Raw genomic sequence first — 25,057 nt, 5'->3', positions numbered from 1 at the left:
GCCTTAGTGTTTATAGACATTAAGGCAGTTTTTGAGTTTTTATTATGGAAGTATATTAACCCCTTTGTTATAATGTTTTATGTAATTTTTTTAGGGAAAGGATAAATGTATGAAAAACAAATTTAAAGAAAATGTTACGGATGGCGTAAAAGACATTTCTTCGTATTGGAAGATAATCTTAATTGTTTTTGTAGTTGTCATAGTAGCATTTCGCTCGGTTTATTTTATTTCTGAACAAAAGAATGGTGTTGTAACACAGTTTGGAAAGGTTGTAAGGGTTGATACAGCTGGAATGCACTTCAAGGCTCCATGGCAGTCACTTCAGACTGTAGATATCACAACTCATGGTACAGGAATAGGATATTACATTGATGATGACAGTCAGGATTTTGCTTCTGATGAGGATGGAATCATGATTACCTCTGATTTTAACCTGTTGAATATCGATTTTTATATGGAATACAAGGTATCTGATCCAGTGGCTTATCTTTATAATTCAGAGGCTCCAGAAGAAATCTTAGAAAACATTGCCTTGGCAAATATCAGAACAGTGGTTTCTAACTATACTGTTGATGAAGCCATGACTACTGCAAAGGGATTAATTGAGCAAGAAGTCAAAGAGGATATGGTTAAATCCTTACAGGATACAAATATAGGTCTGTCTGTACAAAACATTACAATCCAGGATTCAGAGCCTCCAACAGAGGATATCATAGCTGCCTTTAAAGCTGTTGAAACTGCGAAGCAGGGAGCAGACACAGCAAAAAACAATGCATTGCAGTACCAGAACGAGCAAATTCCAAAGGCAGAGGCAAAGGCAGATAAAATCGTTCAAAACGCCACTGCATCTAAGGAAGCCAGAATTGCAGAAGCAACAGGTGAGGCCTCAAAGTTTAACAAGATGTACGAGCAGTATTCAATGTATCCGGAAATCACTAAAAAGAGAATGTTCTTTGAAAAGGTTGAAGAGATTCTCCCAAACACTCGTGTAATCATTACAGATGGTCAGTCAAAGATTATCCTTAATGATGGAACAACTGCTAAAAATTCAGCAATTTCAGATGAGGTGGAAGGAGAATAATATTATGAAAAAGATTTTACCAATAGTGCTTGTCATTGCAGCACTTATCATACTTGGCTCATCTACCTACAGTGTTAGAGAGGATGAGGCCATGCTCATTGCTCAGTTTGGAAAGGTTCAATATGTGGAGGACAAGCCAGGCCTTCATTTCAAGGTGCCTTTCATCCAAAATACTATTTCAGTTTATACAGCAAACATTTTATATGATATTCCTACCTCTGATGTTATTACATCGGACAAGAAATCTATGATTGCTGATAATTATGTTACCTGGTACGTATCAGATCCTGTAAAGTACTATCAGACACTTAACGCTGTTAAGGGTAGAGCAGATGAACGTATTGAGGCTGCAGTTTATAATGCAACTAAAAAGACTATTTCTTCTATGACACAGGATGAGATTATCGCATCCCGCGGTAGTGCTCTCACAAAGAAGATTACAGAGGAATCTAATTCCGACATTTCTCAGTATGGAATCACAATTGGCAAGGCCGAGATAAAGGCGCTTGACCTTCCAGAGGATAATAAGAACGCTGTTTATGAAAGAATGATTTCTGAGAGAAATAATATTGCCGCAGGCTACAAAGCAAAGGGTGATGCTGAGGCTCAAAAGATTAAAAATGAGACAGACAAACAGGTTACTGTAACTGTTGCAGAAGCTAAAAAGCAGGCTGATGTCCTTGAAGGTGAAGGGGAATCTGAATATATGCGTATTCTTTCAGAGGCCTACAATGATCCAGCGAAAGCAAGCTTCTATAATTTCGTAAGAAGCCTTGATTCCTTGGATTCATTAGTTGGGGATGACAATGTAATTATCCTTGACCAAAACTCAGAGCTTGGACGTATTCTTAACGGCTCTTTATTCTAAATAACGATTAGCTTGGGATTGCATAGCTGCAATCCCTTTTTCCTTAAACAAATCTTAATAATTTACCCTATTGGAACTTAAAATAATATACAATAAGATATATTTGTGATTAATCATAGGTTTTTGTTTTTCATCAGAAAAACAAGGAGTCAATATACATATACAGGGAGAGACTATGAACAAAATTCTTATTTGTGATGACGAACCAGATATCGTATCCGCTTTGCAGATTTATCTTAAGAGCGAAGGCTTTGACGTAATTAGCGCTGCAAATGGTAAAGAAGCGGTAGACACATTAAAGGAGCAGGCAGATATAAAGCTGATTCTCATGGATGTGATGATGCCAGTGATGGATGGAATTGCTGCCATGGCAGAAATCAGAACCTTTTCCAACGTGCCAATCATCATGCTTACTGCAAAAAGTGAGGATGCTGATAAGGTAATGGGACTTACTATCGGCGCTGATGATTATGTAACCAAGCCTTTTAATCCGGTGGAGCTGATGGCAAGAGTGAAATCTCAGATTAGAAGATACACTTTGCTTGGCGCATCTACAGGTACAGTTAAGGACAATGATAGTGTTCTTAAAATTGGTGGCATAGAGCTTAACGATAAATCTAAGGAAGTTACCTTGGATGGTGAGTTGGTAAATCTTACACCATTAGAATTTGACATTTTAAAACTTCTTATGACCCATAAGGGGGAAGTTCTCTCGCCCCGCGACATTTACGAGAAGGTTTGGAATGAGACAGTTATAGGCGCAGAAAGCACTGTAGCAGTCCACATCAGACATCTCAGAGAAAAATTAGAATACGACAGTGCCAATCCAAGATACCTTAAGGCAGTCTGGGGGCACGGCTACAAGATTGATGATTAGTTCATCAGGAGGATGATTATGAAACCACTGTATAACAATTTCAGTAAAATAATGCTTGCCATTGGATGCTCAGTGTTTGCTTTTATCTGTGTCATATCTTTAGTAGTAAGTGTTTTCCTACAAGAATGGAGATTATATTCAGACGATAGAGGTGCTTTTTCAGATTATGTAAATAGATTTGCCGGAACAAGCTATGCTACACTTGCTCTTTCTGATTATAAGGATGACTTTAATAAAGATAAGCTAAGTGGTATGAATTGTTATTACGGCATAATTAAGGGTGAAAACAGTGAAGATGTAGATTTAGATGATGCAAGCTCATATCTTTATAGGAACTTTGATATAACAGTGCCCGATAATGCTTATGTTGGATATTATAAAATTGGCCCTGATACAGATTTTATTTTAAGTGATAGATTTTTTCAGCTTTGGGGTGGAAATCAGATAATTAATTATTCAAGCGAGATTTACAATAGATATCATGTTGAAGGGATTGGTTATGATTCTATAGGTGCTAAAGCATATGTCTATAGTAATGGTAAATTTTATTGGATTAATGAAGACTACTATGAATTTATGCGAAATACTTTTCAAGACGAAGAAACAAAAGAAAGTCTCTTAAATTCAAATGAAAATCAAATTTACAAACAGATATGGGAGGCTAATAAACAGAATGCGGTGGACTATTTACCTGCAGAACATGTAGTTACTAATGCTGATGAGCTTGAGGATTCTTTATTGTATATCGGGGACACTGGATTTGAGCCTCTTTCTAAAAGTTTTCCAGATTCATCATTACAAATTATGGATGATAGCGATGACTATACATTCGATATTTTTTCAGATTACGTGGCAGACCTATCACCGATACATGACAAGCTTGAAAAAATCGGGACTGACAATGCATCATTTGATACTATTACTTACATAGGAGTTTATGAGGATGATCCTGATTCTGCTTCCTACACATTTGTATGCTTCCCTAAGGATGTATTCAATGGCACAAATGATTATTACGCTCAGTCAAAATGGTTTATTGGTTTTGCAGAGAATTTGAAATACGTATTTCCGATAGTTGCTATCGTTTCCTTCATGTTTTCAATTGCTTGCTATGTATTGTTTATGTGTGCTATCGGACATAGAAAAAATGATGAAGAAATTCATATTAATTGGCTTGGTAAAATCTGGACTGATGCAGCATTTTGGTGTTTCGTAATAATTGAATATTTATTGTTTGCATTATTATATTGCTTTGCAGAGTATATGGGAGAGACTAGCATGTCTCTTGGAATGACAATAGCAGTACTTGGAGTATTTGCCACAGTCATGATGACAGTTGGTCTTATGTGGTCAGCAAACCTTGCAGTAAATGTAAAGCTACATCGCTTCTTTAAGCATACATTTGCATATAGACTTATCGAGTGGTTGAGGGACAAGCTTGTAATCCTTAAGCAGCATTCAATCAATATTCGAAAGAATATTAAGTGGACCAGACGAATCTGGTTTATCTTTATCGTAATTACGATAATTGAATACTTTGTAATAATGATGTCTATTGCAACAAGACAGATTGCTCCATTTTGGTTTGTGGAGAAAATTGTTTTTGCAGTTATTCTTTACAAAATTTTATATAGCTATGCCAGAATTAAAGAGGCAGCCACATGTCTTGCTGAAGGAGATTTATCTGCAAAGGTAGATTTAAACGGAATGCCACTTTTTATGGCAGACCATGCCATGGCCATGAATCAGATTCAGGAAGGAATCAATGTGGCATTAGAGGAGCGAACCAAATCAGAGCGCATGAAGACAGAGCTTATTACAAATGTCTCTCACGATATCAAAACCCCTCTTACTTCTATTATCAACTATGTTGATTTACTGGAAAAAGAGAAGATAGATAATGCGAAGGCAAAGGAATATTTGGAGGTACTCAGTCGCCAATCAGCCCGTCTGAAAAAACTTATAGAGGATTTGATTGAGGCATCAAAGGCATCCACTGGAAATATCAAATTTACAATGGAACCTATTAACGCAGTAGTTCTTTTAAATCAATCTATAGGTGAGTTCACTGACAGACTTGAGGCAGGTAAGGTTACAGTAGTTACAGACTTCCCATCCCAGGATATATATCTAAATGCTGACAATCGCTACCTTTGGAGAGTTTTCGATAATCTTATGTCTAACATAGTAAAATATGCCCAGGCTGACACAAGAGCCTACATCGATTTGAAAAAGGTTGACGGTAAAATCAGATTTACCTTTAGAAACACATCTAAAAACGAGCTTAATATATCTGCTGATGAGCTTATGGAGCGTTTTGTAAGAGGAGATAGATCCAGATACACAGATGGCAATGGGCTTGGTCTTTCTATTGCAAAAAGTCTTGTGGAATCCATGGGCGGTACATTGAAGCTTGAGATAGATGGAGATTTGTTTAAGGCTATGGTTGAATTTGACGAGCTTGTAGAGTCAAAATAAATTTATTTCCATTAGGGGTTAATTTGTGGCATTACTTCTCCGATATAAGATTTAGCAAATGATGTAAGGAGGGTTTTGATGAGTACGATACATAATTCAATGGAATATTATCAAAGTAATCAAGGCTTGCTTTCAATGCTAAATAGTAAAAAGAGTGGCAATGCTCTAATTGACCAAATCATTTCAAATAATGATTTGAAATTCCAGCGAAAGATGGAATCAATGGGATTATCATCCAAAGGATCTAATAGTAAATATAAAACAGTAGACAAGTCTGCTACAAATCTATTAGATGCTCTTTCAAAAATGGATGACAAATCCTTATACGAGGCTGAAAAGGGAAAAGAATATGATAACGCTGGACTGTTGAAGGGTGTTTCTAATTTTGTTACAGCCTACAACAGTGCCATAACAAACCTAAACAAATGTGGAGGGGCGTTAAATAAAAGCTTTCAGACTGAGTTTGTGGAGGCATTCAAGGCTAAAAAGGCTGATTTTGAAAATATCGGAATCACAATGGGAAGCGATAACAAGCTTATCGTAGACCAGGAGAAGCTATCAGCTGCAAAGCCTGAGGATGTTAAGGCGTTGCTTGGAAGCTCTTCTAGCTATTATAAAAATATTGCAAGTGCTGTAAATTCAATCGATACAATCATAAATAAAGCACTTGCAATGGGCTCCGGTAATTACAATGCCAAAGGGGTAATGTTGTAAAAAATATTTGAATATGTAAGGAAGTTTAAGGTTTATGGATGATATGCCATGAACCTTTTTTATTAGGAGAAGGCTATGCAGATATCTTTTGATTTAGGAACAATGAAATTAAATAATGAGAGCAAATCAGGTCAGTATGTATCAAATCAGCTTACTGATGTGGTGAGAAGACTTAAAGAACAATCTACCATGGCTAACAAAGAAGATGATCCAAAAATGATGGAAAAAATCCAGGCAAAAATTAAAAGCGGAAAAAAGCTTACTTCCAGAGAAGAATCTTATCTAAAACAGCATAATCAAGAGCTGTATATGCAATATTTAAGAATTAGAAGAATGGCTGAAGCACTGGAGCATCAGCTTGAAAATGCAAACTCTAAGGAGGAGGTAAACGATATTATCTTTCATGCCATGAATGGAATCTCTGACAAGGATCCATATAAGGCTGCGATTGTGGCAGCAATGGATGAAGTAATAAAGGAATTCAAAAAGTCAGATGGATATAAGAACTTACCGGAGAACGAGGAAAAGATTGAAGAGGGACGAAAGGCTGGAGCGAATAAAGTAAAAGAGAAATCTAAAGAGGAGGATGATTTTGATGCAATGGCCTGGACTCCTTTGCAGGAAGTGATAGATGCCATGCCTGTTTTTAATATGCAGTCTTAAAATTTAAAAAGGAAGGTCATAAAAAGATAGATTTATAAGTGGGTTTTCTTTAAAATAGGATTATGAAACTAGTTAAGAGGCAAGAAGAAGGGGTGACAGTTATGAAAACAGCACTTATAACAGGCGCTACATCTGGTATTGGAATGGAGTTCGCCAGAAGATATGCGGCTGCAGGCTACAGGTTAATCATCACAGGCAGAAGAACAGATAGGATGGAGCAGCTTAAGGAGGAGCTTGAGGTCCCTGTAGAGATTTACTCCTATGATTTAGGCAAAAAGAAGCAGTGCTTTGAATTGCTAGAAGCTCTTAAGGATGAAGACATAGACATTTTCATTAATAATGCAGGCTTTGGCTTGGCAGGCTCTTTTCTTGAAACAGACATAGAAAAAGAAGTTAATATGATAAAGGTTAACGACATGGCAATGCACATTCTTTTTAAGGGAATTCTTCAGAAGATGCATGCAAATGGTCATGGACACATTTTAAATGTAGCTTCATCAGCTGGACTTCTTCCAGCAGGGCCTTATATGGCTACTTATTATGCAACTAAGGCTTATGTCACAAGCTTAACAAGAGCAGTTGCTATGGAGCTTAAGGAACAGGGAAGTCCTGTAAGGGTAAGTGCTCTTTGTCCAGGACCTGTAGATACAGAATTTAATGCCAGAGCAGATGTTGTATTCGCATTGAAGGGAATCAGCCCACATCAATGTGTGGACGAAGCAATCAGAGGCATAGAAAAGGGCAGGCTTATAATCGTTCCTTCCTTTAGAATGAAGCTTGCGGCGATTTTCTTACATGTAGTGCCATATCCTATTCTAATCAAACTTACTGGCAGACAGCAGAAAAAGAAATTAGGCTAGCTTTAGGGAGAATATAATGAGAATACTAATTACAAATGATGACGGAATTAATTCCGATGGAATAATCAGACTTGCCAGAGTGGCAAAGGAATTTGGCGAGGTTTGGGTAGTGGCCCCTGAAAGTCAAAGAAGTGCCGCAAGCCACAGCATTACTCTTCACGATACAATAGATATTTATCCTTGTGAGGATTTTCCCATCAATGGGGTAAAGGCTTATTATTGTAGTGGCACTCCAGGAGATTGTGTTCGTGTAGGTAGTCTTAATGTAATGCCAGCCAAGCCTGATATTGTACTTTCAGGAATTAATTATGGATACAATGTTGCATCAGATATTCAATATTCAGCTACCTGTGGTGCAGCATTTGAAGCAGCCTTTCAGGGTTATCACGCCATAGCTTTATCAGAAGGTGCCTGTGATATTCATGAGGTCACTGATAAATATCTTAGACAGGTTTTGCAGAAGCTTATAGACACACCGCTAGAGCCAGGATGGGTTCACAATGTGAACTTCCCAGGCTGTACACTAGCTGATTGCAAGGGGATTTTATATGATAGAAAAATCTCTAGAGGAATGTTTTATAGGGATACCTATGATCAGGTGGAAAAGCTTGAGGATGGCGGCGTACGTTATATGGTGAACGGCCATTATAATGAGGAAAATGAACCAGAAACAGATTTCAGAGCAATTACCGATAACTATGTCTCTGTTGGGATAGTAAATAATATTGGCTATTAGCTTGAAATATTATTTTAAAGGGTTTATCATACAAAGGCTTAGAAAATTAAATAGGACAGTTCGTTTGTACCATCCTGTCCCTAAACAAAACCAGGACTAATTTTTTCTTTATGATTATTTTAGGCTGTAGGTATCCACTACAGCCTTTTTCTTTGGAAATCTTTACGTCCTATTCAGGAGGAAATTCAATGTATTACTTAACTGCAGAAGCATCATTTGATGGTGCGCATTTTCTGTCTGGTTATGAAGGCAAATGCTCTAATCTTCATGGCCACAGGTGGAGAGTTATTTTAAAAATAAGGTCTAATGAGCTTCAGGAAAAGGGTCAGCAAAGGGGAATGGTTGTTGATTTCCAAGATGTAAAAGCAGCTCTTAAGGAAGAAAGTGATTTCTTTGATCATACCTTTATCTTTGAAAAAGATACTTTAAAAAGCACAACAGTAGCAGCTTTAAATGATGAAGGCTTTTTGCTTCGCGTGGTAGATTTTAGACCTACTGCAGAAAATTTTTCAAAGTATTTTTACGATAGATTCACCCAAAAATACGGTTTTGAGGTCGCTGAGGTTACTGTCTATGAGACTCCTAACAATTGCGCAAGCTATAGTATGTAAGAGGAAACTATGACGGTATTTAATGTAGTTGAAAAATTTGTAAGCATAAATGGTGAAGGACAGCATGCTGGAGAGCTTGCTGTTTTCATCAGACTTAGAGGCTGCAATCTTAATTGCAGCTATTGTGATACCAGATGGGCATGTACAACAGATGCAAAGGCCCAGGAAATGACTGCTGATGAAATAATAGATTATATAGAATCAACAGGTGTAAATAGGGTTACCCTTACAGGTGGAGAGCCATTAATGGCTCCTAATATCATTAATTTGTTAAAGGCTTTTGCAAGCCACAAGGAACTTAAAATTGAAATTGAAACCAATGGAAGCATTGATATAAAAGAATTTGCACAAATAGAGAATCCCCCTGCCTTTACTTTAGATTACAAGCTAAAGGGGTCGAAAATGGAGGATAAAATGCTTCTTTCTAATTTTGAATATCTTTCACCGAAGGATACGGTGAAATTTGTTTGTTCTGATATAAATGAATTAGATAGGGTTTGTGAAATAGTAGATAAGTATCGTATATGCGATAAAGCTACCGCATTAATCAGCCCTGTTTTTGGTAGAATCCAGCCAGCTGATATGGTGGACTACATGATTAGTCACAAAAGAAATGGCATTAGACTTCAGCTACAGCTTCACAAATTTATATGGGATCCAAATAAACGAGGTGTGTAGCAGAAAGGAAAAATAATGGCGATAGATAAAGAGCTTATAAAAGAAAGTGTCAGAAATATATTGATTGCACTTGGTGACAATCCAGACAGACCAGGACTCAAGGAGACGCCGGACAGAGTTGCAAGAATGTATGAAGAGGTTTTTGAGGGAATGAACTACAGCAATCAGCAGATTGCAGATATGTTCAACAAAACCTTTGATGAAGATTACTATGATGATAACAATCAGGATTTGGTTTTCGTAAAGGATATAGAGGTCTTTTCCTATTGCGAGCATCATCTTGCACTTATGTATGATATGAAGGTAAGCGTTGCCTATATTCCAAATGGAAAGGTAATTGGTCTTTCAAAGATTGCAAGAATTGCTGATATGGCAGCCAAAAGACTGCAGCTTCAGGAAAGAATAGGAAATGATATAGCAGAAATAATTACACTTGTTACAGGTTCGGAGGATGTGGCTGTATTTATTGAAGCAAGTCATTCCTGCATGACAGCAAGAGGCATAAAAAATGCAGGTGCCAAGACACAGACTCAAACCTTAAGAGGCAGATTTAAAACAGATTCAAACTTACTACAAAGATTATTATAAGGAGAAGAAATGAAAGCATTAGTACTTATTAGTGGAGGGTTGGACAGTACCACATGTTTAGCTCTTGCGGTAAAAGAATATGGAAATGAAAATGTGGTTGGCCTATCCATTTTTTATGGTCAGCGTCATGATAAGGAAATTAAGGCGGCAGATGCAGTATGCGATTACTATAAGGTAGAGTATATTACACTTGATTTGTCTACAATGTTTCAGTTCAGCGATTGCAGCTTGCTTAAGCATTCTGATGAGGAGATTCCAGAGGGAGCTTATGAGCTACAGCTAAAAGAAACAAATGGCAAGCCGGTAAGTACCTACGTGCCATTTAGAAATGGATTATTCTTATCAAGTGCAGCCGCCATTGCATTATCAAAGGGCTGCTCAAAAATATACTATGGAGCTCATGCAGATGATGCAGCTGGAAATGCATATCCAGATTGCTCCAGCGATTTTAATAATGCAATGAACACAGCAATCTATGAGGGTAGTGGAAAGCAGCTACAAATAGAGGCACCTTTTATCGGTCTTAATAAAGCGGGTGTTGTAAAAATGGGATTGGAACTGAATGTACCTTATGAGCTTACATGGAGCTGTTATGAAGGTCATGATAAGGCCTGCGGAAGATGTGGAACCTGTATCGACAGAAAAAAGGCCTTTGAGCTAAATGGAACAACAGACCCAATTGCATACGAGGATTAATTTGGAGGATAGATATGAGTAATCGAAAAGACGAAGGAACACTTACATTACTTGGAAACAAGAATAATAAATACCCAGACAATTATGCACCTGAGATGCTTCAGACATTTTTAAATAAGCATCCTGAGAATGATTATTTTGTAAAATTCAATTGCCCTGAATTTACATCACTTTGCCCAATAACAGGACAGCCTGATTTTGCAAACATCATCATCTCTTATGTGCCAGGTGAAAAGATGGTGGAATCAAAATCACTTAAGCTATATTTATTTAGCTTTAGAAACCACGGTGATTTTCATGAGGACTGTGTGAATATCATTATGAAGGATTTAATCAAGCTTATGGATCCTAAGTACATTGAGGTTTGGGGCAAGTTCACTCCAAGAGGAGGAATATCAATCGATCCTTACTGTAATTACGGAAAACCAGGCACAAAATGGGAGGATGTAGCAGCCCATAGATTGATGAATCATGACATGTATCCTGAAAAGGTGGATAATAGATAAAGAATCACAAAACGGGTTTACCAAAATGTGATACTTTGCTATAATCATATTAGTTTTTCTATGATTTTTAGGAGGCAATTATGGCAGAGAATAAGAATTTTGTTATAAATGTAAATGGAGATGGTGGCGTAAACATCTCTGAGGAGGTTGTAGGTATCATCGCAGGTCTTGGCGCTGTTGAGGTAGAGGGCGTTGAGTCACTTGCTGGTAATCTTACATCTGACACTATTTCAAAGGCTGGAGCAGGTAAGCTTGCAAAGGCTATCAAGGTAGTTGATAACGAGCCTGGTAAGATTTCAGTACACATGGCTATCAATATGAAGTACGGATACGAAATCCCAAAGGTTTCTGGTATGGTTCAGGAAAAGGTTAAATCAGCTGTAGAAACAATGACAGGCCTTGAGGTGGCAGCTGTTGATATTCGTATCGCTACAGTTAGTGTTGCTGGTACAAACTAGTAGTCAGTTGTTTATTTTTTATGCATATTAATGTATAATTATGGGGTGCTATTTTGGATAGCACCCTATATTAGTCTAATCTTATAGAAATTCAGGAGTATTATTTATGAATAGACACGAAATTAGAAAAGAAGTATTCAAGGCTGTATTTATGAATGAATTCTACAATTCAGAAGAGATGAATCAGGTAATAGATACATTCCTTGATGGCAGAGATAATGCCGAGGAAGAGGATCTTTTAAAGAACAATAAGACCGAAGAAGACGAGGAGTACATCAAGAACAAGGCAGCAGATATTATCTCTAAGATTCCAGAAATCGATGAGATGATTAACAAGTCTGTTGATGGTTGGAAGACTACTCGTATGGCTAAGGTTGATTTAACACTTATCAGACTTGCTCTTTACGAAATCAAGTTTGAGAATCTTCCAGTAGGTGTTGCTATCAATGAGGCAGTTTCACTTGCTGATGAATTTGGTTCAGATTCCTCTGCTGGATTTGTTAATGGAGCATTGGCTAAGCTAGTATAATGAATAAAAATATATATAGTGTATCACAGGTAAATACATATATTGAGCGTATGTTTGCCGATGATTTTATGCTTGGAAACCTTTCACTTAGTGGAGAGGTTTCTAATTGTAAGTACAATCATACAGGTCATATCTATTTTACACTTAAGGATGAAAAGAGTGCTATCAGCTGTGTTATGTTTTCAGGTAAGCGTGCTCGTGGTCTAAAGTTTCCTATGAAGGACGGTGACCAGGTAGTAGTTAGTGGTTACGTTGGAATATATGCGGCCACTGGCAGATACCAGGTGTACGCCAGCGAGATAGAGCTTGCAGGTGTTGGCGATTTGTATCAGCGTTTCGAGGCCCTGAAGCAGGAGCTTGAGGAAAGCGGTATGTTTGATGCTATGTATAAAAAGCCTTTGCCTACTCACGCTATGAAAATTGGCATTGTTACAGCCTCCACTGGAGCGGCAGTGCACGATATTATACGTGTATCCAAAACCCGTAATCCTTTTGTTCAATTGGTGTTGTATCCTGCACAGGTTCAGGGCGAAGGAGCGGCAGCCACAATTGTTTCCGGTATTAATTGCTTGGATGAAATGGGGCTTGATGTGATTATTGTGGGACGTGGTGGTGGTTCCATCGAAGATTTATGGGCCTTTAATGAGGAGATAGTTGCAAAAGCTATTTTCCATGCTAGCACACCTATCATTTCCGCAGTAGGTCACGAGACAGATTTTACTATTGCAGATTTTGTAGCAGATAAAAGAGCTGCTACACCATCACAAGCTGCAGAGCTTGCTAATTTTGTTTACGAGGATTTTGCAAGGTCCCTGGAAAGATATTCAGATAAGCTTAATAGAGCATTAGATTATAAGCTTTCTAATATGGCTCAGCTTATTGAAAACTACAAGCTACGCCTTAATGCACTTAGACCAGAAAATAAAATTAAGGCTAATGAGGAACAGCTCAAGCTTTTATACAACAGGCTTGACACCTTAATGCAAAATAAGCTTTCAAGATATGAAAACAGGCTTATTGCTGTTTCAGGAAGGCTGGATGGTTTATCACCAGCTAAAAAGCTTGCTACAGGCTTTGGTTATGTAACCGATGCTTTTGGTAAAAGAGTTGATACTGTAGAACAGCTTTCTGTCGGTGATACTATGATGGTTCGAATTAAGGACGGTAGTGTCATTAGTCAGGTTACCGATATACAAATTACCTAGTAGGAGTACAAATGGAAGAAAACAATACAAAGACAATTGAAGAAAGCTTTGATGCACTTGAAGAAATAATAAGTAAGCTTGAGGCTTCTGATATTTCCTTAGATGAATCCTTCGAATTATATAAAAACGGAATGGAAGAGCTTAAGCTTGCAAATGAAAAAATAGAACAAACCAAAAAGGCAGTTATGGCAATCAGCAAGGATGGCAGCCTTGAGGTTTTTGAAGGGGAAGAATAATGGCTAATGATGTTAAGGCTAGGCTTGCTGAAAGGGCGGCTGAAGCTGAAAAAATAGTATGCACATATTTACCTGAAGTCAAAGGTATGCAGAACACCATTTTTGATGCAATGCAATATTCCATTAAGGCTGGTGGCAAGAGACTTAGACCAGTTCTTATGAATGAAACCTTTAAGCTTTTTAATGGAAAGGGAGAGGCCATCAATTGCTTTATGGCGGCAATAGAAATGATTCACACCTATTCCCTTGTGCATGACGATTTGCCTTCAATGGATAATGACCTGCTTCGACGTGGAAAGCCTACTACTCATGCAGTTTATGGTGAGGGAATGGGAGTCCTTGCAGGGGATGCGCTTTTAAATTACGCATTTGAAACAGCTTTAAAATCATTTGATATAGATGGTGCCACAAGTGAAAGAAATATAAAGGCACTTCAGATTCTTGCTAAAAAGGCAGGAGTTTTTGGTATGATAGGCGGACAGGTTGTTGATGTTGAATCAGAAAAAAATCTATCCGCAATGACTGAAGAAAAAATAGATTTTATCTATGAGCTAAAAACAGGAGCACTTATCGAAGCATCCATGGAAATCGGTGCAATACTTGCAGGTGCTACTGAAGAGCAAATAAAACTAATAGAATCTGTTGCTTCTAAAATTGGAATGGCATTTCAGATTCAGGACGATATCCTTGATATCGAGGGGGATGAGGCAGTTCTCGGAAAGCCAATTGGCTCCGATGAGCGTAATGAAAAATCAACATATGTAACTTTCAAAGGTATAGAAAAATCTAAAGAAGAGGTAAAACGTCTGACAGACGAGGCAATAGCTATTCTTGAAAAGCTACCATACGAAAATGATTTTCTTGTAGACTTGCTTCAGTACCTTGTCTATCGTGACAATTAATGGATTATGGTTCTTGATAAAATAAAGCAACCTAATGATATAAAGAAGCTCTCAGAGGAAGAAATAAAAGCTCTTCCTGAGGAGATTCGTGAGTTTTTAATTGAGCATCTTTCTAAGACTGGCGGACATTTGGCTTCCAACTTAGGTACAGTTGAGCTTACAATAGCTCTTCATCTTTTGATGGATTTTCCAAAGGATAAATTGATTTGGGATGTGGGACATCAGGCATACACCCACAAAATTCTTACAGGAAGAGCAGATGAGTTCGAACAATTACGTCAATATGGTGGAATCAGTGGTTTTCCAAAAAGGGCAGAAAGTGATTGTGATAGCTTTGACACAGGCCATAGCTCCACTTCTTTATCAGCTGCCTTGGGTTATTGTATGGCCAGAGATTTGGCAGAAGAAGATTATAAGGTGGCAGCGGTTATAGGAGATGGCGCCCTTACAGGTGGTCTTGCCTACGAGGCTTTAAACAATGCTTCCAGACTTAAGAAATCTAATTTCTTGATTGTTTTAAATGACAACGAAATGTCTATTTCAAAGAATGTTGGCGGTATGTCAACAAACCTTGAAAGACTTCGTACCAGCTCAAAATATGTTGGATTTAAAAATGACGTTTTAAACTCTCTTGAATCTTGGCCAAATGGTGAGAGATTAATTCGCAAAATCCGTAGCACAAAAAATGGTATTAAATCCTTGATGGTTCCTAATATGGTATTTGAGGATTTAGGCATTATGTATTTAGGCCCTGTTGATGGTCATAATATAAAGGCTATGTTAGAGACCTTCCGTATGGCAGTTAAAATAAAAGGACCAGTTCTTGTGCATGTCATCACCAAAAAGGGTAATGGCTATTTGCCTGCAGAAAGACATCCATCCCGCTTCCACGGAACGGATATTTTTGAAATAGAGACAGGACTTCCAAAGCGAAATCCTAATCCAGGCTATACAGATGTATTTTCTACAGTAATGCGCAAGATGGGAGATAGAAATCCAGAGGTTGTTGCTATAACAGCAGCCATGGCAGAGGGAGCAGGCCTTAAACGCTTCAGAAACATGTTCCCAGACAGATTCTTCGATGTAGGTATTGCAGAGGAGCATGCAGTTACCTTTGCTGCTGGATTAGCACTTGGTGGAAGGGTGCCAGTTTTTGCTGTATATTCCTCTTTCCTTCAAAGAGCTTATGACCAGATTTTAGAGGATGTATGTCTTCAGAACCTTCATGTCATATTTGCTATAGATAGGGCAGGTCTTGTTGGAGCAGATGGAAGCACACACCAGGGAATATTTGATGTTTCCTTCCTTACATCTATGCCTAACATGACAGTGATGGCTCCAAAGAATAAATGGGAGCTGTCAGATATGATGAAATATGCTGTCGCCGAGCATAAGGGGCCAATCGCCATCAGATATCCTAGGGGCGAGGCATATTGTGGTCTTAAGGAACACAGAGAGCCAATCGTTCTTGGAAAGGCTGAAGAAATCCAGGCAGGCTCAAGAGTGATGCTATTTGCTCTTGGTTCTATGGTTAAAAAGGCTGAAGAGGTAGCAGTAATGCTTAAGGAGAATGGCATTGAGGCAGGTATTTGCAATGCCAGATTTGCCAAGCCTCTTGATAAAGAATATATACTTAAGCTTAAAAATCAGTACGATATGATTGTTACCCTAGAGGAAAATGTAGTGACCGGAGGCTTTGGAGAGCAGGTTCAAGCATTTTTAGCTGATAATCATTATGAAGGTAAGGTACTAAAGATTGCTGTACCTGATAAATTTGTCAGACACGGCAGTGTAACACTTTTGTTCAAAGAATTGCAGATGGATTCTGATTCAATAACAGAAAGAATTATTAAAGCATTAGGAAATTAATATGAAAGAAAGACTTGATGTAGTATTAGTTGATAGGGGCTTTGCTCCTTCTAGAGAAAAAGCAAAAACAATGATTATGGAAGGCAATGTTTTCGTAAAGGGCAATAGAGAAGACAAGGCTGGTACTAAAATCGATGTTGATGCTGATATAGAAATTCACGGCCAGCAGCTTAAATATGTTAGCCGTGGAGGTTTAAAGCTGGAAAAAGCCATGACACACTTTGGTATTACACTGGATAACAAGGTTTGCATGGATATAGGCGCATCTACAGGTGGCTTTACTGATTGCATGCTTCAAAATGGGGCTAGCAAGGTATTTTCTGTGGATGTTGGATATGGACAGTTTGCTTGGAAGCTTCGTCAGGATCCAAGAGTAGTATGCATGGAAAAGACAAACATCCGTTATGTCACACCAGAGGATATTGGAGAGGCACTTGATTTTGCCTCTGTAGATGTATCCTTTATCAGTCTTACAAAGGTTCTTGGACCAGCAAAGGCATTACTTGCTGAGGACGCTGAAATGGTTTGTTTGATTAAGCCACAGTTTGAAGCCGGCCGTGAAAAGGTAGGCAAGAAGGGCGTTGTCAGAGATCCAGCTGTACATGAAGAAGTTATAAATAAAATAATTGATTTCGTTACAGAAATTGGTTTTTATGTTTTACACCTTGAGTTTTCACCAATCAAGGGACCAGAAGGAAATATTGAATATCTTATTCACATTGCGACACAGGATAAACAGGGGGAAGCAATTGATGTGTCAGCTACAGTAGCAGCTGCACATGACAGCTTAGACAAATAATGAAAAACTTTTTAATTGTTGCCAGGTCTTTTAGCGAGTTACACGAGAAATATATAAACATCATTAGAGATTACATTACCTCAAGAGGGGGAATGTGCATTTTAGATTTGGATACTTGTCCAGATAGCTCTGAGGCACAGGTTACTGTGGCTGATGATGTGGAATGTATCATCACTGTTGGTGGTGATGGTACCGTGGTTCGAGTTGCTCAAAATGTTACTAATAGAAAAGTTCCTATCGTTGGTCTGAACTGCGGTCATTTAGGATATCTATGTGATATGACTGTAGATAATGTTGAGCATTGCTTAGACCAGTTATTAAACGACAATTATAAAATAGATGAGAGAATGATGCTTGAAGGTGATTTGGCTACAAGTACGGATAATCATTTTAAAGCATTAAATGATATTGTAGTTGCATCTGATGCAGCTGGTTTATATGTTCTAAATATCACAGTTAAGGTTAATGGAATACAGTTGTATTCACATAATTGTGATGGACTTATTGTTTCTACACCTACTGGCTCTACAGCTTATAATCTATCTGCAAATGGACCAATTGTTAGTCCTCATGCAGATTGTATTATTCTAACACCGATAAATCCTCATACCCTTAATTCAAGAAGTATCATCTTAGCATCTTCTGATGAGGTGGAGGTTACAATCGGCGCTCGCCATGAAGAAGACGAGCCAATTGCAAATATTATTTACGATGGCACACTTCGCCAAAAGCTTAAGAAAGATCAGGTTTTAAAGATTTATAGATCTAGTTCCACTTCTCACATGGTGATGCTGGAAAATGTTAATTTCCTTGAGCGAATTAGAGCACGAATGCAGGAGATTTAAATGAAGATTGAAAGACAAGCAAAAATATTAGAATTGATTGTTAAAAACGAAATAGGTACACAGGAGGAGCTTACCGCCAAGCTTGAAGAAGCAGGCTTTAACGCTACTCAGGCTACCGTTTCTAGAGATATCAGAGAAATGAAGCTTACTAAAGTTGCCGATGGCGCAGGCAAGCTTCGTTATGTAGCCTTTAGGTCTACAGAAGATGATATGAATGAAAAATATATCCACATTTTCTTAGATGGCTTTGTTTCCATGGATAATGCTGGAAATATATTAGTTGTCAAAACTGTATCTGGAATGGCCATGGCTGTTGCTGCAGCTTTAGATCATATGGATTTTCCAGAGATAGTTGGTTCTATTGCAGGTGATGACACAATTATGTGTGCTATCCGAAGCTTGGATGACACTGTTTCTTTAATGGGGAAGCTAAAGAAACTAATAGAAAAAAGATAAGTGCAAGTATTCTTTTAATTGGTAAGTCGGGCGGAAAAGGAGAATAAAATGCTAGCAAGTTTGCACGTTAAAAACTTAGCCCTTATTGATGAAGAGGAGATAGTATTTTCAAAGGGGCTCAACATCCTATCAGGTGAGACAGGCGCAGGTAAATCTATTATTTTAGGAGCTTTACATTTAAGTCTTGGTGATAAGGCATCAAAGGATTTTCTTAGAGATGCAGATTCAGAGGCTTTTGTGGAGGCTGTTTTTCTTGTGGATGATGAAGCAACCAAGGAAGCGCTTAGAGCCCTTGATGTGGAACCTTATGATGATGAAGTAATTATGAGTAGGCGCATCACTGAGGCCAGAAGTGTTGGAAAGATTAATGGGGAGCAGGTGCCAGCTGCAAAAATGAAGGAGGTTGGCGCACTTCTTTTAGATATTTACGGCCAGAAGGAGCATCAGTCACTGCTTAATACCAAAAGACACATGGAGCTTTTGGATGAGTTTGCTAAATCAGAAATCGGTAATCTTAAATCAGACATTGCAAGCTGCTATAAGGAATATAAAAAGCTTACAGCAGAGCTTGAGGATGCTAAGCTAAGCGATATTTCCAAGGAACGTGAAATAATCTTACTTGAACATGAAATAAATGAAATAGAATCTGCCAATCTTAAAATTGGTGAAGATGAAGAATTAGAGGATGAGTACAAACGTCTTTCTAATTTCAGCCGTACCATGGAATATTTTGGTCGTGCACATGAGGCAATGGCAGGAGATGGTGGTGTTTCAGATGCTATCAGCTCTGCTATATCGGATATACGATATATTGAGGGCATCGATGAAAGAGCATCGGAATTCTTATCTATGCTTAATGATGCTGATAGTATTATTTCTGATTTCAATAGAGAATTATCCAGCTATATGTCAGATGCATCCTTTGATGCCGGCAGATTTAATGAAGTAGAAATTCGTCTTAACGAAATCAATAGACTAAAGGATAAATATGGTTCTACTATAGAGCTTGTTTTAGAGGAGCTTAATAAACGCCTTGAAAAGAAAGCTAGATATGAATCCTTTGACGAGTATTTAGCAGAGCTTAAAGCAAAGGTAGACCACTGTACAAAGGAATTAGATTCACTATGCCAAAAGCTTTCTGATATTAGAAAGAAAAAGGCAAAAGAGCTAGCTGAGAAAATGAAGGTAGCTATGAGTGATCTTAATTTCCTTAATAGTGAATTTGAAGTGGAGCTAAAAAAGCTGGATCACTATACTGCAGATGGCTTTGACGAGGGTGAGTTTGTTATTTGTACCAATCCTGGAGAGCCACTTAGACCATTAAAGGATATCGCTTCTGGCGGTGAAATGAGCCGTATTATGCTTGCTATCAAGACTGTTCTTGCTTCTGGCGGCGGAATTGATACTCTTATATTTGATGAGATAGATGCAGGTATTTCCGGTAGAACAGCTCAGGCTGTTTCTGAAAAGCTTGCTACTGTTTCAAATAACCATCAGGTTATCTGTATTACACATTTACCACAGATTGCTTCGATGGCTGATACTCATTTCTTGATTGAAAAGAGTGTAGAGAATGGACATACCATTTCCGGCATCAAGAAGTTATATGATAATGAAACAGTAGAAGAGCTTGCAAGAATGCTTGGCGGCAGTGCTATTACAGATGCTGTTATGACAAATGCAAAGGAAATGCTAGAGTTAGCAAAACAATACAAAAATCAATCTTGACAAATTATATAACACTTGGTATATTTGAATTCGCATGAATGCATGCGAATTCTTTTTTTGTTTTTTATCCCAATTTTTATGCAAATTTAATAATGGCAAATGAACAATTTAATAATGTAAAAAATCTCGTGGTATATAAGGTTATCAATTTTGATAGGAACATTGATATCTTAAAAGTAGTACCTCATATTCGATATCTTGATTTGGCTATAGTATTTTACCTGATGTTTCCAGAGACAGTTGATACCGAAAATAAAAAGCTTGTCATGATTCAAAATGACATGATGAAGGCATGGAACATTACAACACAGGAATTGATGGATGTAGCAAGTGAGAACACGCCTAAGCTTCTTGGGCTAAAGGTTCAAAGTTTATATTCTACAATTGCACAATATATTGGAGATTATGAATTTTATGAATTGGCTGAGATGGAGGAAGATACTATGCCTCTTTATATAGCCTCCAACAAAAGTGGATGTCATGGGGCATCGGTAATGCTTTATAAGGATTTTTTAAAGAATATTTCATTAAAGCTAAAAGCAGATATTTATGTAATACCATGTTCCATTCATGAGATTATAGTTGTTAAAGCAATAAAAGATTGCCAGATAGATACTTCAGATCTGAGAGATTTAATAGCATATGTTAATATGAACGATGTCCCAGAAAATGAAATTCTATCCAACAATCTTTATTATTATTCCAGAGGTACTAATGAGCTTACCTTTGCAAATTAGTACGCCTTAAGTTTTTTCCAAAGTGTGGTGGTGTAATCTAGTGTTTCGTCATCGTATGCAGAATAAATATCGCAACGAGAAAGGGTTTCCTTTGTAGGGAAAACAGTTTCATCGGCAAGAGTTTCTGCATCCTCGTTACCGGCAACAGTTAGATTAGGGGTAGCATACCAAACATATTCAAAGTTTTCGGTAGCTGCCTCTTCCTCACACATAAAATCAATCCATTTCATTGCTGCATCGTAATGCTTGCAGGTGCGAGGTACAAACCATGAATCAATCCAAAGATTTCCACCTTCCTTAGGTACGGTGTAAGCAAGCTTATCATTGTATTCCATACCCATTGCAGCTTCGCCGGAATAGCATACCGCCATAGCAGCATCTTCAGATACCATACATTCGTAGGTTTCATCCATTAGGTATGCATATACATATTTCTTTTCCTTGCAAAGCATATCAAAAGCTTCATCAAGCTCTTTAGTATTTGTAGTATTAATATCGTGTCCAAGTAGCTTTAATGGAACCATAAAGGCATCACGCTGAGAGTTAATCATAACAATTTGATTGTTGTATTTAGGGTCCCAAAGGCAATTCCAAGAGCTTACAGTTTCTTCATCAACCTTTTCTGTATTGTAAAGAATACCTACTGTACCATAAAAATATGGAACAGTGTATTTGTGATTAGGATCAAAAGATTCTGAAGCCTCAATAATGGTTGGGTCAATATTTTTGTAATGCTCTAATGAGTTGTAATCGATTGGAATTAACTCGCCCTCCTGGCGAAGGGTTTCAACCATGTAATCTGAGGTACAGATAACATCATAATTGATGGAGCCAGCTTTATATTTTGCATACATATCTTCAACAGATTCGTATTCTTCGTATTTAACGGTAATACCAGTTTCCTGCTGGAATCTTTTTAAAACATCTGCTTCGATATATTTACCATAGTTTAAAACTACAAGGGTGTCAGAGCTTTCTGCATCGTTACCGCAGGCTGTAAATGAAAAACAGCTTGTTAGAGTAAGGCAGGCCATACTAATAAATGTAATTATTTTTTTCATTAGCGCACAACCTCCTTTTTGTTCATGCCCTTAAAGTTTGTTGCTATAAGCATCAAAAATGCAAGCAAAAACAGGAGGGTAGATAAAGCATATAATTCAGGCTGAATACCCTTTCTAAGCTCTGTGTAAAGCATAGTTGAAAGTGTATTAACACCAGCGCCCTTTGTAAAATAGGTGATTGTAAAATCATCAAGTGACATAGTAAAGGCCATCAAAAATCCTGATAAAACTCCAGGGAATATTTCTGGCCAGGTAACCTTGTAGAAGGCATACCAAGGAGTTGCTCCTAAATCCATTGCAGCTTCTAAACAAGCGTCAGACATGGATTGAAGTCTTGGTAATACATTAAATATTACATAAGGTACCGAAAATGCGATATGAGCAAGCACAACTGAAAATTCTCCAAGAGATGTAAATCTTGTAAATAAAAGCATGAGAGAAATACCAGTTACAATATCTGCATTTAAAAGTGGAATATTTGTAGCACCAAGCATAATTGCAGCATGGCGCTTTTTCATTCTGTTGATTCCAATGGCTGCAGATGTGCCGAGGATAGTAGCTAGAATACTTGATGATAAAGTGATTCTAAGGGTAGTCCAAAGGGCATCCATTATTGTGTCATTGGAAGGCAGATTTAAGTACCACTGAAAAGTGAATCCACCCCAAACGGTACGGGACATTGAATTATTGAAGGATAAAACAATGAGTACCAAAATAGGTGCGTATAGGAATAAAAATATCAGGCCAAGGTAAGCGTAAGAGGTGGCTTTTTTGATTTTTGTCATAGTAGCATGCCTCCATTCTCGGAATCATCAACCTTGTTCATAATGCTCATGGATGCAAGCACGAAGAGCATAAGAATGATTGAAAGACCAGAGCCTAAGTTCCAGTTTCTGGCTAAAGTGAATTCCTGCTCAATTACATTTCCGATTAATAATACCTTTCCACCACCAAGCAGGTTTGAAACTACGAAGGATGATAAGGCTGGCACAAAAACCATGATGATACCAGAAATAATACCATCCTTGGAAAGAGGAACTGTAATTTTGATAAAGGTGTTTAGCCAGCTTGAACCAAGGTCTGAAGCGGCTTCGATAACCTCATCATTAATCTTTGAAAGTGAATTGTAAATTGGCAAAATCATATAAGGTAGGAAATCGTAGACCATACCTAAAATAACAGCACTTTTAGTATATAGAATATGTACTGTAGGCAAGCCGATAGCAGATAAAATGCTATTTAAAATACCGTTATTTGAAAGAATATTTTGCCAGGCAAGGATTCTAAGCATAAAGTTCATCCACATTGGAAGGATGAAGAGAAATACAATAAATCCCTTATTTGTAATCTTAAGGTTATGCAATATAAGGGCAACTGGATAAGCCATAATAAGGCAAATGACAGTTGTGACAAATGCAACCTGAATTGACAGACCAAGTGACTTTAAGTGAACTGGATCTGCAATAGCAAATAGATTAGAAAGTGTGAAGCTTCCATCGCCTGTATTTATTGCGTATCCTAGAATGTAAAACAAAGGTAGGATGGTGCAAATTAAAACCCATATAGCATAAGGCATGGCAAGGAAGCTAGTGCGTAGCCTATTAATCATCCTCCTTCATAACCTCCTCATCCTCTGACTCTGGTTTGTTCATGATTTGAATATTGAAAGGAATAACATTTAAGGATACATGCTGTCCAATTTCGAAATATTTAGTGGTGTGAACAAGCCATTCATATTCGCCACACTGAACATCTAATTCATAGTGAACACCCTTAAAGAGGCAATCAGTGATTACACCATCCATAAAGCCTTTTCCAGGTGCACCAAGCTCAACATCCTCTGGACGAATAACAACGTCTACAGGCTTCATAGTACCGAAGCCTCTATCCACACAAGGAACCTGAACACCGAGGAAGGATACAAGCTCATCCTTAATCATGATACCCTCGATAATGTTACTTTCACCAATAAAATCCGCAACGAAGGCGTTTTCAGGTTCGTTATAAATATCTTCAGGAGAGCCAATCTGCTGAATGTAGCCCTGGTTCATAACAACGATAGTGTCAGACATTGTAAGGGCTTCCTCCTGATCATGTGTTACATAAATAAAGGTGATGCCAAGCTCCTGCTTAATTTTCATTAGCTCGTACTGCATGCTTTGGCGAAGCTTTAAATCAAGAGCACCAAGAGGCTCGTCTAAAAGCAGTACCTTTGGCTCGTTTACAATAGCACGTGCAATAGCGATACGTTGCTGTTGTCCACCTGAAAGTGAATCGATAGAGCGATTCTCAAAGCCATCAAGATTAACAAGCTTTAGGGCATATTTAATCTTATCGGAAATATAATCCTTTGATTTCTTTTGAATCTTAAGGCCAAATGCAATATTTTCCTCGATAGTCATGTGAGGGAATAGAGCATATTTTTGGAAAACCGTATTGATAGGTCGAAGATTTGCAGGCAAGGCTGTAATATCGTTGCCATTTAAGTAAATCTTTCCTGAATCAGGCTTTTCAAATCCTCCTAATAAGCGAAGAGTAGTTGTTTTACCGCAGCCTGACGGACCGAGTAAGGTAACAAAAGAATTTTCCTTAACAGAAAGGTCCAGCTCATCAAGAACCAGCTGCTTACCATAGCTTTTTGATACGTGGTCGTATTGAATAAATTCCAACGTATTTTCCTCCTAAAAAACATCTTTTTACATATAAAAAGAGCTCCGAATCAGACTCGAACTGACGACCCCCTCATTACGAGTGAGGTGCTCTACCAACTGAGCTATCGGAGCACGATTCGCTATTTTTGTGAGCTTGCGATACAAAAAAGCGAACAAGGGCGATTCCTTTGCCTAAGAAAATTCCCAATGGAATCGCAATCATAT

28 protein-coding genes and 1 tRNA gene are annotated in these 25,057 nt (G+C 37.9%); 24 read left to right on the top strand and 5 right to left on the bottom strand.

Going from position 1 to position 25,057, the window contains the following annotated elements:
* Positions 1-109 precede the first annotated feature (109 nt).
* The 24 genes from hflK to BM097_RS00095 all read left to right on the top strand — a co-directional run bounded on the left by hflK (position 110) and on the right by BM097_RS00095 (position 21,120).
* Complete coding sequence (hflK, locus tag BM097_RS00210) at positions 110-1,081, top strand: FtsH protease activity modulator HflK (RefSeq protein WP_090544720.1); 972 nt, start codon at positions 110-112, stop codon at positions 1,079-1,081.
* Between the two features lie 4 nt (positions 1,082-1,085).
* The gene (gene hflC / locus BM097_RS00205; RefSeq protein ID WP_090544718.1) at positions 1,086-1,949 is read left to right on the top strand and encodes a protease modulator HflC; all 864 of its coding nucleotides are present in this window, start codon (positions 1,086-1,088) and stop codon (positions 1,947-1,949) included.
* 175 nt (positions 1,950-2,124) lie between these two features.
* Complete coding sequence (locus tag BM097_RS00200) at positions 2,125-2,826, top strand: response regulator transcription factor (protein ID WP_090544716.1); 702 nt, start codon at positions 2,125-2,127, stop codon at positions 2,824-2,826.
* Positions 2,827-2,844: 18 nt separating this feature from the next.
* Complete coding sequence (locus BM097_RS00195; RefSeq protein ID WP_177197314.1) at positions 2,845-5,304, top strand: sensor histidine kinase; 2,460 nt, start codon at positions 2,845-2,847, stop codon at positions 5,302-5,304.
* A gap of 78 nt (positions 5,305-5,382) precedes the next feature.
* Complete coding sequence (locus BM097_RS00190) at positions 5,383-6,018, top strand: hypothetical protein (protein ID WP_143084930.1); 636 nt, start codon at positions 5,383-5,385, stop codon at positions 6,016-6,018.
* A gap of 75 nt (positions 6,019-6,093) precedes the next feature.
* Positions 6,094-6,681 (top strand): hypothetical protein, encoded by a 588-nt coding sequence (locus BM097_RS00185; RefSeq protein WP_090544708.1) that lies wholly within the window; start codon positions 6,094-6,096, stop codon positions 6,679-6,681.
* A gap of 101 nt (positions 6,682-6,782) precedes the next feature.
* On the top strand, positions 6,783-7,541 hold the full coding sequence (locus BM097_RS00180) for an SDR family NAD(P)-dependent oxidoreductase (RefSeq protein ID WP_090544706.1): 759 nt from the start codon (positions 6,783-6,785) through the stop codon (positions 7,539-7,541).
* Between the two features lie 16 nt (positions 7,542-7,557).
* The gene (gene surE / locus BM097_RS00175; RefSeq protein ID WP_090544704.1) at positions 7,558-8,277 is read left to right on the top strand and encodes a 5'/3'-nucleotidase SurE; all 720 of its coding nucleotides are present in this window, start codon (positions 7,558-7,560) and stop codon (positions 8,275-8,277) included.
* 188 nt (positions 8,278-8,465) lie between these two features.
* Positions 8,466-8,888 (top strand): 6-pyruvoyl trahydropterin synthase family protein, encoded by a 423-nt coding sequence (locus BM097_RS00170; RefSeq protein ID WP_090544702.1) that lies wholly within the window; start codon positions 8,466-8,468, stop codon positions 8,886-8,888.
* A 9-nt stretch (positions 8,889-8,897) separates the two neighbouring features.
* Positions 8,898-9,566: a putative 7-carboxy-7-deazaguanine synthase QueE gene (gene queE, locus BM097_RS00165; RefSeq protein ID WP_090544700.1), complete on the top strand. Its 669-nt coding sequence runs from the start codon at positions 8,898-8,900 to the stop codon at positions 9,564-9,566.
* Between the two features lie 15 nt (positions 9,567-9,581).
* Positions 9,582-10,154, top strand: a complete 573-nt coding sequence (folE, locus tag BM097_RS00160) for a GTP cyclohydrolase I FolE (protein ID WP_090544699.1) — start codon at positions 9,582-9,584, stop codon at positions 10,152-10,154.
* A 9-nt stretch (positions 10,155-10,163) separates the two neighbouring features.
* Positions 10,164-10,850 (top strand): 7-cyano-7-deazaguanine synthase QueC, encoded by a 687-nt coding sequence (queC, locus tag BM097_RS00155; protein ID WP_090544697.1) that lies wholly within the window; start codon positions 10,164-10,166, stop codon positions 10,848-10,850.
* A gap of 14 nt (positions 10,851-10,864) precedes the next feature.
* Entirely contained in the window at positions 10,865-11,356 is a 492-nt protein-coding gene (queF, locus tag BM097_RS00150) for a preQ(1) synthase (protein ID WP_090544695.1), read from the top strand.
* An 80-nt stretch (positions 11,357-11,436) separates the two neighbouring features.
* Positions 11,437-11,814 carry an Asp23/Gls24 family envelope stress response protein gene (locus tag BM097_RS00145; protein WP_090544693.1) on the top strand — a complete coding sequence of 126 codons (378 nt, stop codon included), beginning with the start codon at positions 11,437-11,439 and terminating at the stop codon, positions 11,812-11,814.
* Between the two features lie 106 nt (positions 11,815-11,920).
* Positions 11,921-12,343 (top strand): transcription antitermination factor NusB, encoded by a 423-nt coding sequence (gene nusB / locus BM097_RS00140; protein ID WP_090544691.1) that lies wholly within the window; start codon positions 11,921-11,923, stop codon positions 12,341-12,343.
* Entirely contained in the window at positions 12,343-13,548 is a 1,206-nt protein-coding gene (gene xseA, locus BM097_RS00135; RefSeq protein ID WP_090544689.1) for an exodeoxyribonuclease VII large subunit, read from the top strand. The genes nusB and xseA overlap by 1 nt, the downstream gene beginning before the upstream one ends.
* Positions 13,549-13,559: 11 nt before the next feature.
* Complete coding sequence (gene xseB / locus BM097_RS00130) at positions 13,560-13,784, top strand: exodeoxyribonuclease VII small subunit (RefSeq protein ID WP_090544687.1); 225 nt, start codon at positions 13,560-13,562, stop codon at positions 13,782-13,784.
* Positions 13,784-14,686, top strand: a complete 903-nt coding sequence (locus BM097_RS00125) for a polyprenyl synthetase family protein (RefSeq protein ID WP_090544685.1) — start codon at positions 13,784-13,786, stop codon at positions 14,684-14,686. Before xseB ends, BM097_RS00125 begins: the two co-directional genes overlap by 1 nt.
* 6 nt (positions 14,687-14,692) lie before the next feature.
* Complete coding sequence (dxs, locus tag BM097_RS00120) at positions 14,693-16,555, top strand: 1-deoxy-D-xylulose-5-phosphate synthase (RefSeq protein WP_090544683.1); 1,863 nt, start codon at positions 14,693-14,695, stop codon at positions 16,553-16,555.
* Position 16,556: 1 nt separating this feature from the next.
* Positions 16,557-17,354 carry a TlyA family RNA methyltransferase gene (locus tag BM097_RS00115; RefSeq protein WP_090544680.1) on the top strand — a complete coding sequence of 266 codons (798 nt, stop codon included), beginning with the start codon at positions 16,557-16,559 and terminating at the stop codon, positions 17,352-17,354.
* 92 nt (positions 17,355-17,446) lie between these two features.
* On the top strand, positions 17,447-18,199 hold the full coding sequence (locus BM097_RS00110; protein WP_177197313.1) for an NAD(+)/NADH kinase: 753 nt from the start codon (positions 17,447-17,449) through the stop codon (positions 18,197-18,199).
* Positions 18,200-18,655 carry an arginine repressor gene (gene argR / locus BM097_RS00105; RefSeq protein ID WP_090544676.1) on the top strand — a complete coding sequence of 152 codons (456 nt, stop codon included), beginning with the start codon at positions 18,200-18,202 and terminating at the stop codon, positions 18,653-18,655. It abuts the gene before it with no gap.
* A gap of 48 nt (positions 18,656-18,703) precedes the next feature.
* Positions 18,704-20,383, top strand: coding sequence for a DNA repair protein RecN (recN, locus tag BM097_RS00100; protein WP_090544674.1), 1,680 nt, complete (start codon positions 18,704-18,706; stop codon positions 20,381-20,383).
* 92 nt (positions 20,384-20,475) lie between these two features.
* Complete coding sequence (locus BM097_RS00095; protein ID WP_143084929.1) at positions 20,476-21,120, top strand: DUF5688 family protein; 645 nt, start codon at positions 20,476-20,478, stop codon at positions 21,118-21,120.
* Here the strand turns inward: BM097_RS00095 and BM097_RS00090 are convergent.
* From BM097_RS00090 to BM097_RS00070, 5 genes are all read right to left on the bottom strand, one after another.
* Positions 21,117-22,181, bottom strand: a complete 1,065-nt coding sequence (locus BM097_RS00090; protein ID WP_090544670.1) for an ABC transporter substrate-binding protein — start codon at positions 22,179-22,181, stop codon at positions 21,117-21,119. The two genes, BM097_RS00095 and BM097_RS00090, sit on opposite strands and share 4 nt — an antisense overlap.
* Positions 22,181-22,966 (bottom strand): ABC transporter permease, encoded by a 786-nt coding sequence (locus tag BM097_RS00085; protein WP_090544668.1) that lies wholly within the window; start codon positions 22,964-22,966, stop codon positions 22,181-22,183. Before BM097_RS00085 ends, BM097_RS00090 begins: the two co-directional genes overlap by 1 nt.
* Positions 22,963-23,790: an ABC transporter permease gene (locus BM097_RS00080; RefSeq protein ID WP_090544666.1), complete on the bottom strand. Its 828-nt coding sequence runs from the start codon at positions 23,788-23,790 to the stop codon at positions 22,963-22,965. Before BM097_RS00080 ends, BM097_RS00085 begins: the two co-directional genes overlap by 4 nt.
* Positions 23,783-24,850 (bottom strand): ABC transporter ATP-binding protein, encoded by a 1,068-nt coding sequence (locus BM097_RS00075; RefSeq protein WP_090544664.1) that lies wholly within the window; start codon positions 24,848-24,850, stop codon positions 23,783-23,785. Before BM097_RS00075 ends, BM097_RS00080 begins: the two co-directional genes overlap by 8 nt.
* Positions 24,851-24,891: 41 nt before the next feature.
* Positions 24,892-24,964 (bottom strand) — tRNA-Thr (locus BM097_RS00070).
* Between the last annotated feature and the right edge of the window lie 93 nt (positions 24,965-25,057).

The organism is Pseudobutyrivibrio sp. OR37 (genome assembly GCF_900113655.1).
Classification (GTDB): domain Bacteria; phylum Bacillota; class Clostridia; order Lachnospirales; family Lachnospiraceae; genus Pseudobutyrivibrio.
The sequence above is the reverse complement of the archived record's forward strand: the minus strand, read 5'-3'. Positions and strand labels throughout refer to the sequence as shown.

What these genes read in the sequence shown, in the direction of transcription:
- BM097_RS00170 (WP_090544702.1), top strand. Translation starts at nt 8,466, where the DNA reads ATGTATTACTTAACTGCAGAAGCATCATTTGATGGTGCGCATTTTCTG.
- folE (WP_090544699.1), top strand. Translation starts at nt 9,582, where the DNA reads ATGGCGATAGATAAAGAGCTTATAAAAGAAAGTGTCAGAAATATATTG.
- BM097_RS00195 (WP_177197314.1), top strand. Translation starts at nt 2,845, where the DNA reads ATGAAACCACTGTATAACAATTTCAGTAAAATAATGCTTGCCATTGGA.
- BM097_RS00180 (WP_090544706.1), top strand. Translation starts at nt 6,783, where the DNA reads ATGAAAACAGCACTTATAACAGGCGCTACATCTGGTATTGGAATGGAG.
- queE (WP_090544700.1), top strand. Translation starts at nt 8,898, where the DNA reads ATGACGGTATTTAATGTAGTTGAAAAATTTGTAAGCATAAATGGTGAA.
- hflK (WP_090544720.1), top strand. Translation starts at nt 110, where the DNA reads ATGAAAAACAAATTTAAAGAAAATGTTACGGATGGCGTAAAAGACATT.
- BM097_RS00115 (WP_090544680.1), top strand. Translation starts at nt 16,557, where the DNA reads ATGAAAGAAAGACTTGATGTAGTATTAGTTGATAGGGGCTTTGCTCCT.
- BM097_RS00145 (WP_090544693.1), top strand. Translation starts at nt 11,437, where the DNA reads ATGGCAGAGAATAAGAATTTTGTTATAAATGTAAATGGAGATGGTGGC.
- recN (WP_090544674.1), top strand. Translation starts at nt 18,704, where the DNA reads ATGCTAGCAAGTTTGCACGTTAAAAACTTAGCCCTTATTGATGAAGAG.
- surE (WP_090544704.1), top strand. Translation starts at nt 7,558, where the DNA reads ATGAGAATACTAATTACAAATGATGACGGAATTAATTCCGATGGAATA.
- xseA (WP_090544689.1), top strand. Translation starts at nt 12,343, where the DNA reads ATGAATAAAAATATATATAGTGTATCACAGGTAAATACATATATTGAG.
- argR (WP_090544676.1), top strand. Translation starts at nt 18,200, where the DNA reads ATGAAGATTGAAAGACAAGCAAAAATATTAGAATTGATTGTTAAAAAC.
- queC (WP_090544697.1), top strand. Translation starts at nt 10,164, where the DNA reads ATGAAAGCATTAGTACTTATTAGTGGAGGGTTGGACAGTACCACATGT.
- BM097_RS00190 (WP_143084930.1), top strand. Translation starts at nt 5,383, where the DNA reads ATGAGTACGATACATAATTCAATGGAATATTATCAAAGTAATCAAGGC.
- queF (WP_090544695.1), top strand. Translation starts at nt 10,865, where the DNA reads ATGAGTAATCGAAAAGACGAAGGAACACTTACATTACTTGGAAACAAG.
- BM097_RS00080 (WP_090544666.1), bottom strand. Translation starts at nt 23,790, where the DNA reads ATGATTAATAGGCTACGCACTAGCTTCCTTGCCATGCCTTATGCTATA.
- BM097_RS00125 (WP_090544685.1), top strand. Translation starts at nt 13,784, where the DNA reads ATGGCTAATGATGTTAAGGCTAGGCTTGCTGAAAGGGCGGCTGAAGCT.
- BM097_RS00185 (WP_090544708.1), top strand. Translation starts at nt 6,094, where the DNA reads ATGCAGATATCTTTTGATTTAGGAACAATGAAATTAAATAATGAGAGC.
- BM097_RS00110 (WP_177197313.1), top strand. Translation starts at nt 17,447, where the DNA reads ATGTGCATTTTAGATTTGGATACTTGTCCAGATAGCTCTGAGGCACAG.
- nusB (WP_090544691.1), top strand. Translation starts at nt 11,921, where the DNA reads ATGAATAGACACGAAATTAGAAAAGAAGTATTCAAGGCTGTATTTATG.
- dxs (WP_090544683.1), top strand. Translation starts at nt 14,693, where the DNA reads ATGGTTCTTGATAAAATAAAGCAACCTAATGATATAAAGAAGCTCTCA.
- BM097_RS00095 (WP_143084929.1), top strand. Translation starts at nt 20,476, where the DNA reads ATGGCAAATGAACAATTTAATAATGTAAAAAATCTCGTGGTATATAAG.
- hflC (WP_090544718.1), top strand. Translation starts at nt 1,086, where the DNA reads ATGAAAAAGATTTTACCAATAGTGCTTGTCATTGCAGCACTTATCATA.
- BM097_RS00085 (WP_090544668.1), bottom strand. Translation starts at nt 22,966, where the DNA reads ATGACAAAAATCAAAAAAGCCACCTCTTACGCTTACCTTGGCCTGATA.
- xseB (WP_090544687.1), top strand. Translation starts at nt 13,560, where the DNA reads ATGGAAGAAAACAATACAAAGACAATTGAAGAAAGCTTTGATGCACTT.
- BM097_RS00200 (WP_090544716.1), top strand. Translation starts at nt 2,125, where the DNA reads ATGAACAAAATTCTTATTTGTGATGACGAACCAGATATCGTATCCGCT.
- BM097_RS00090 (WP_090544670.1), bottom strand. Translation starts at nt 22,181, where the DNA reads ATGAAAAAAATAATTACATTTATTAGTATGGCCTGCCTTACTCTAACA.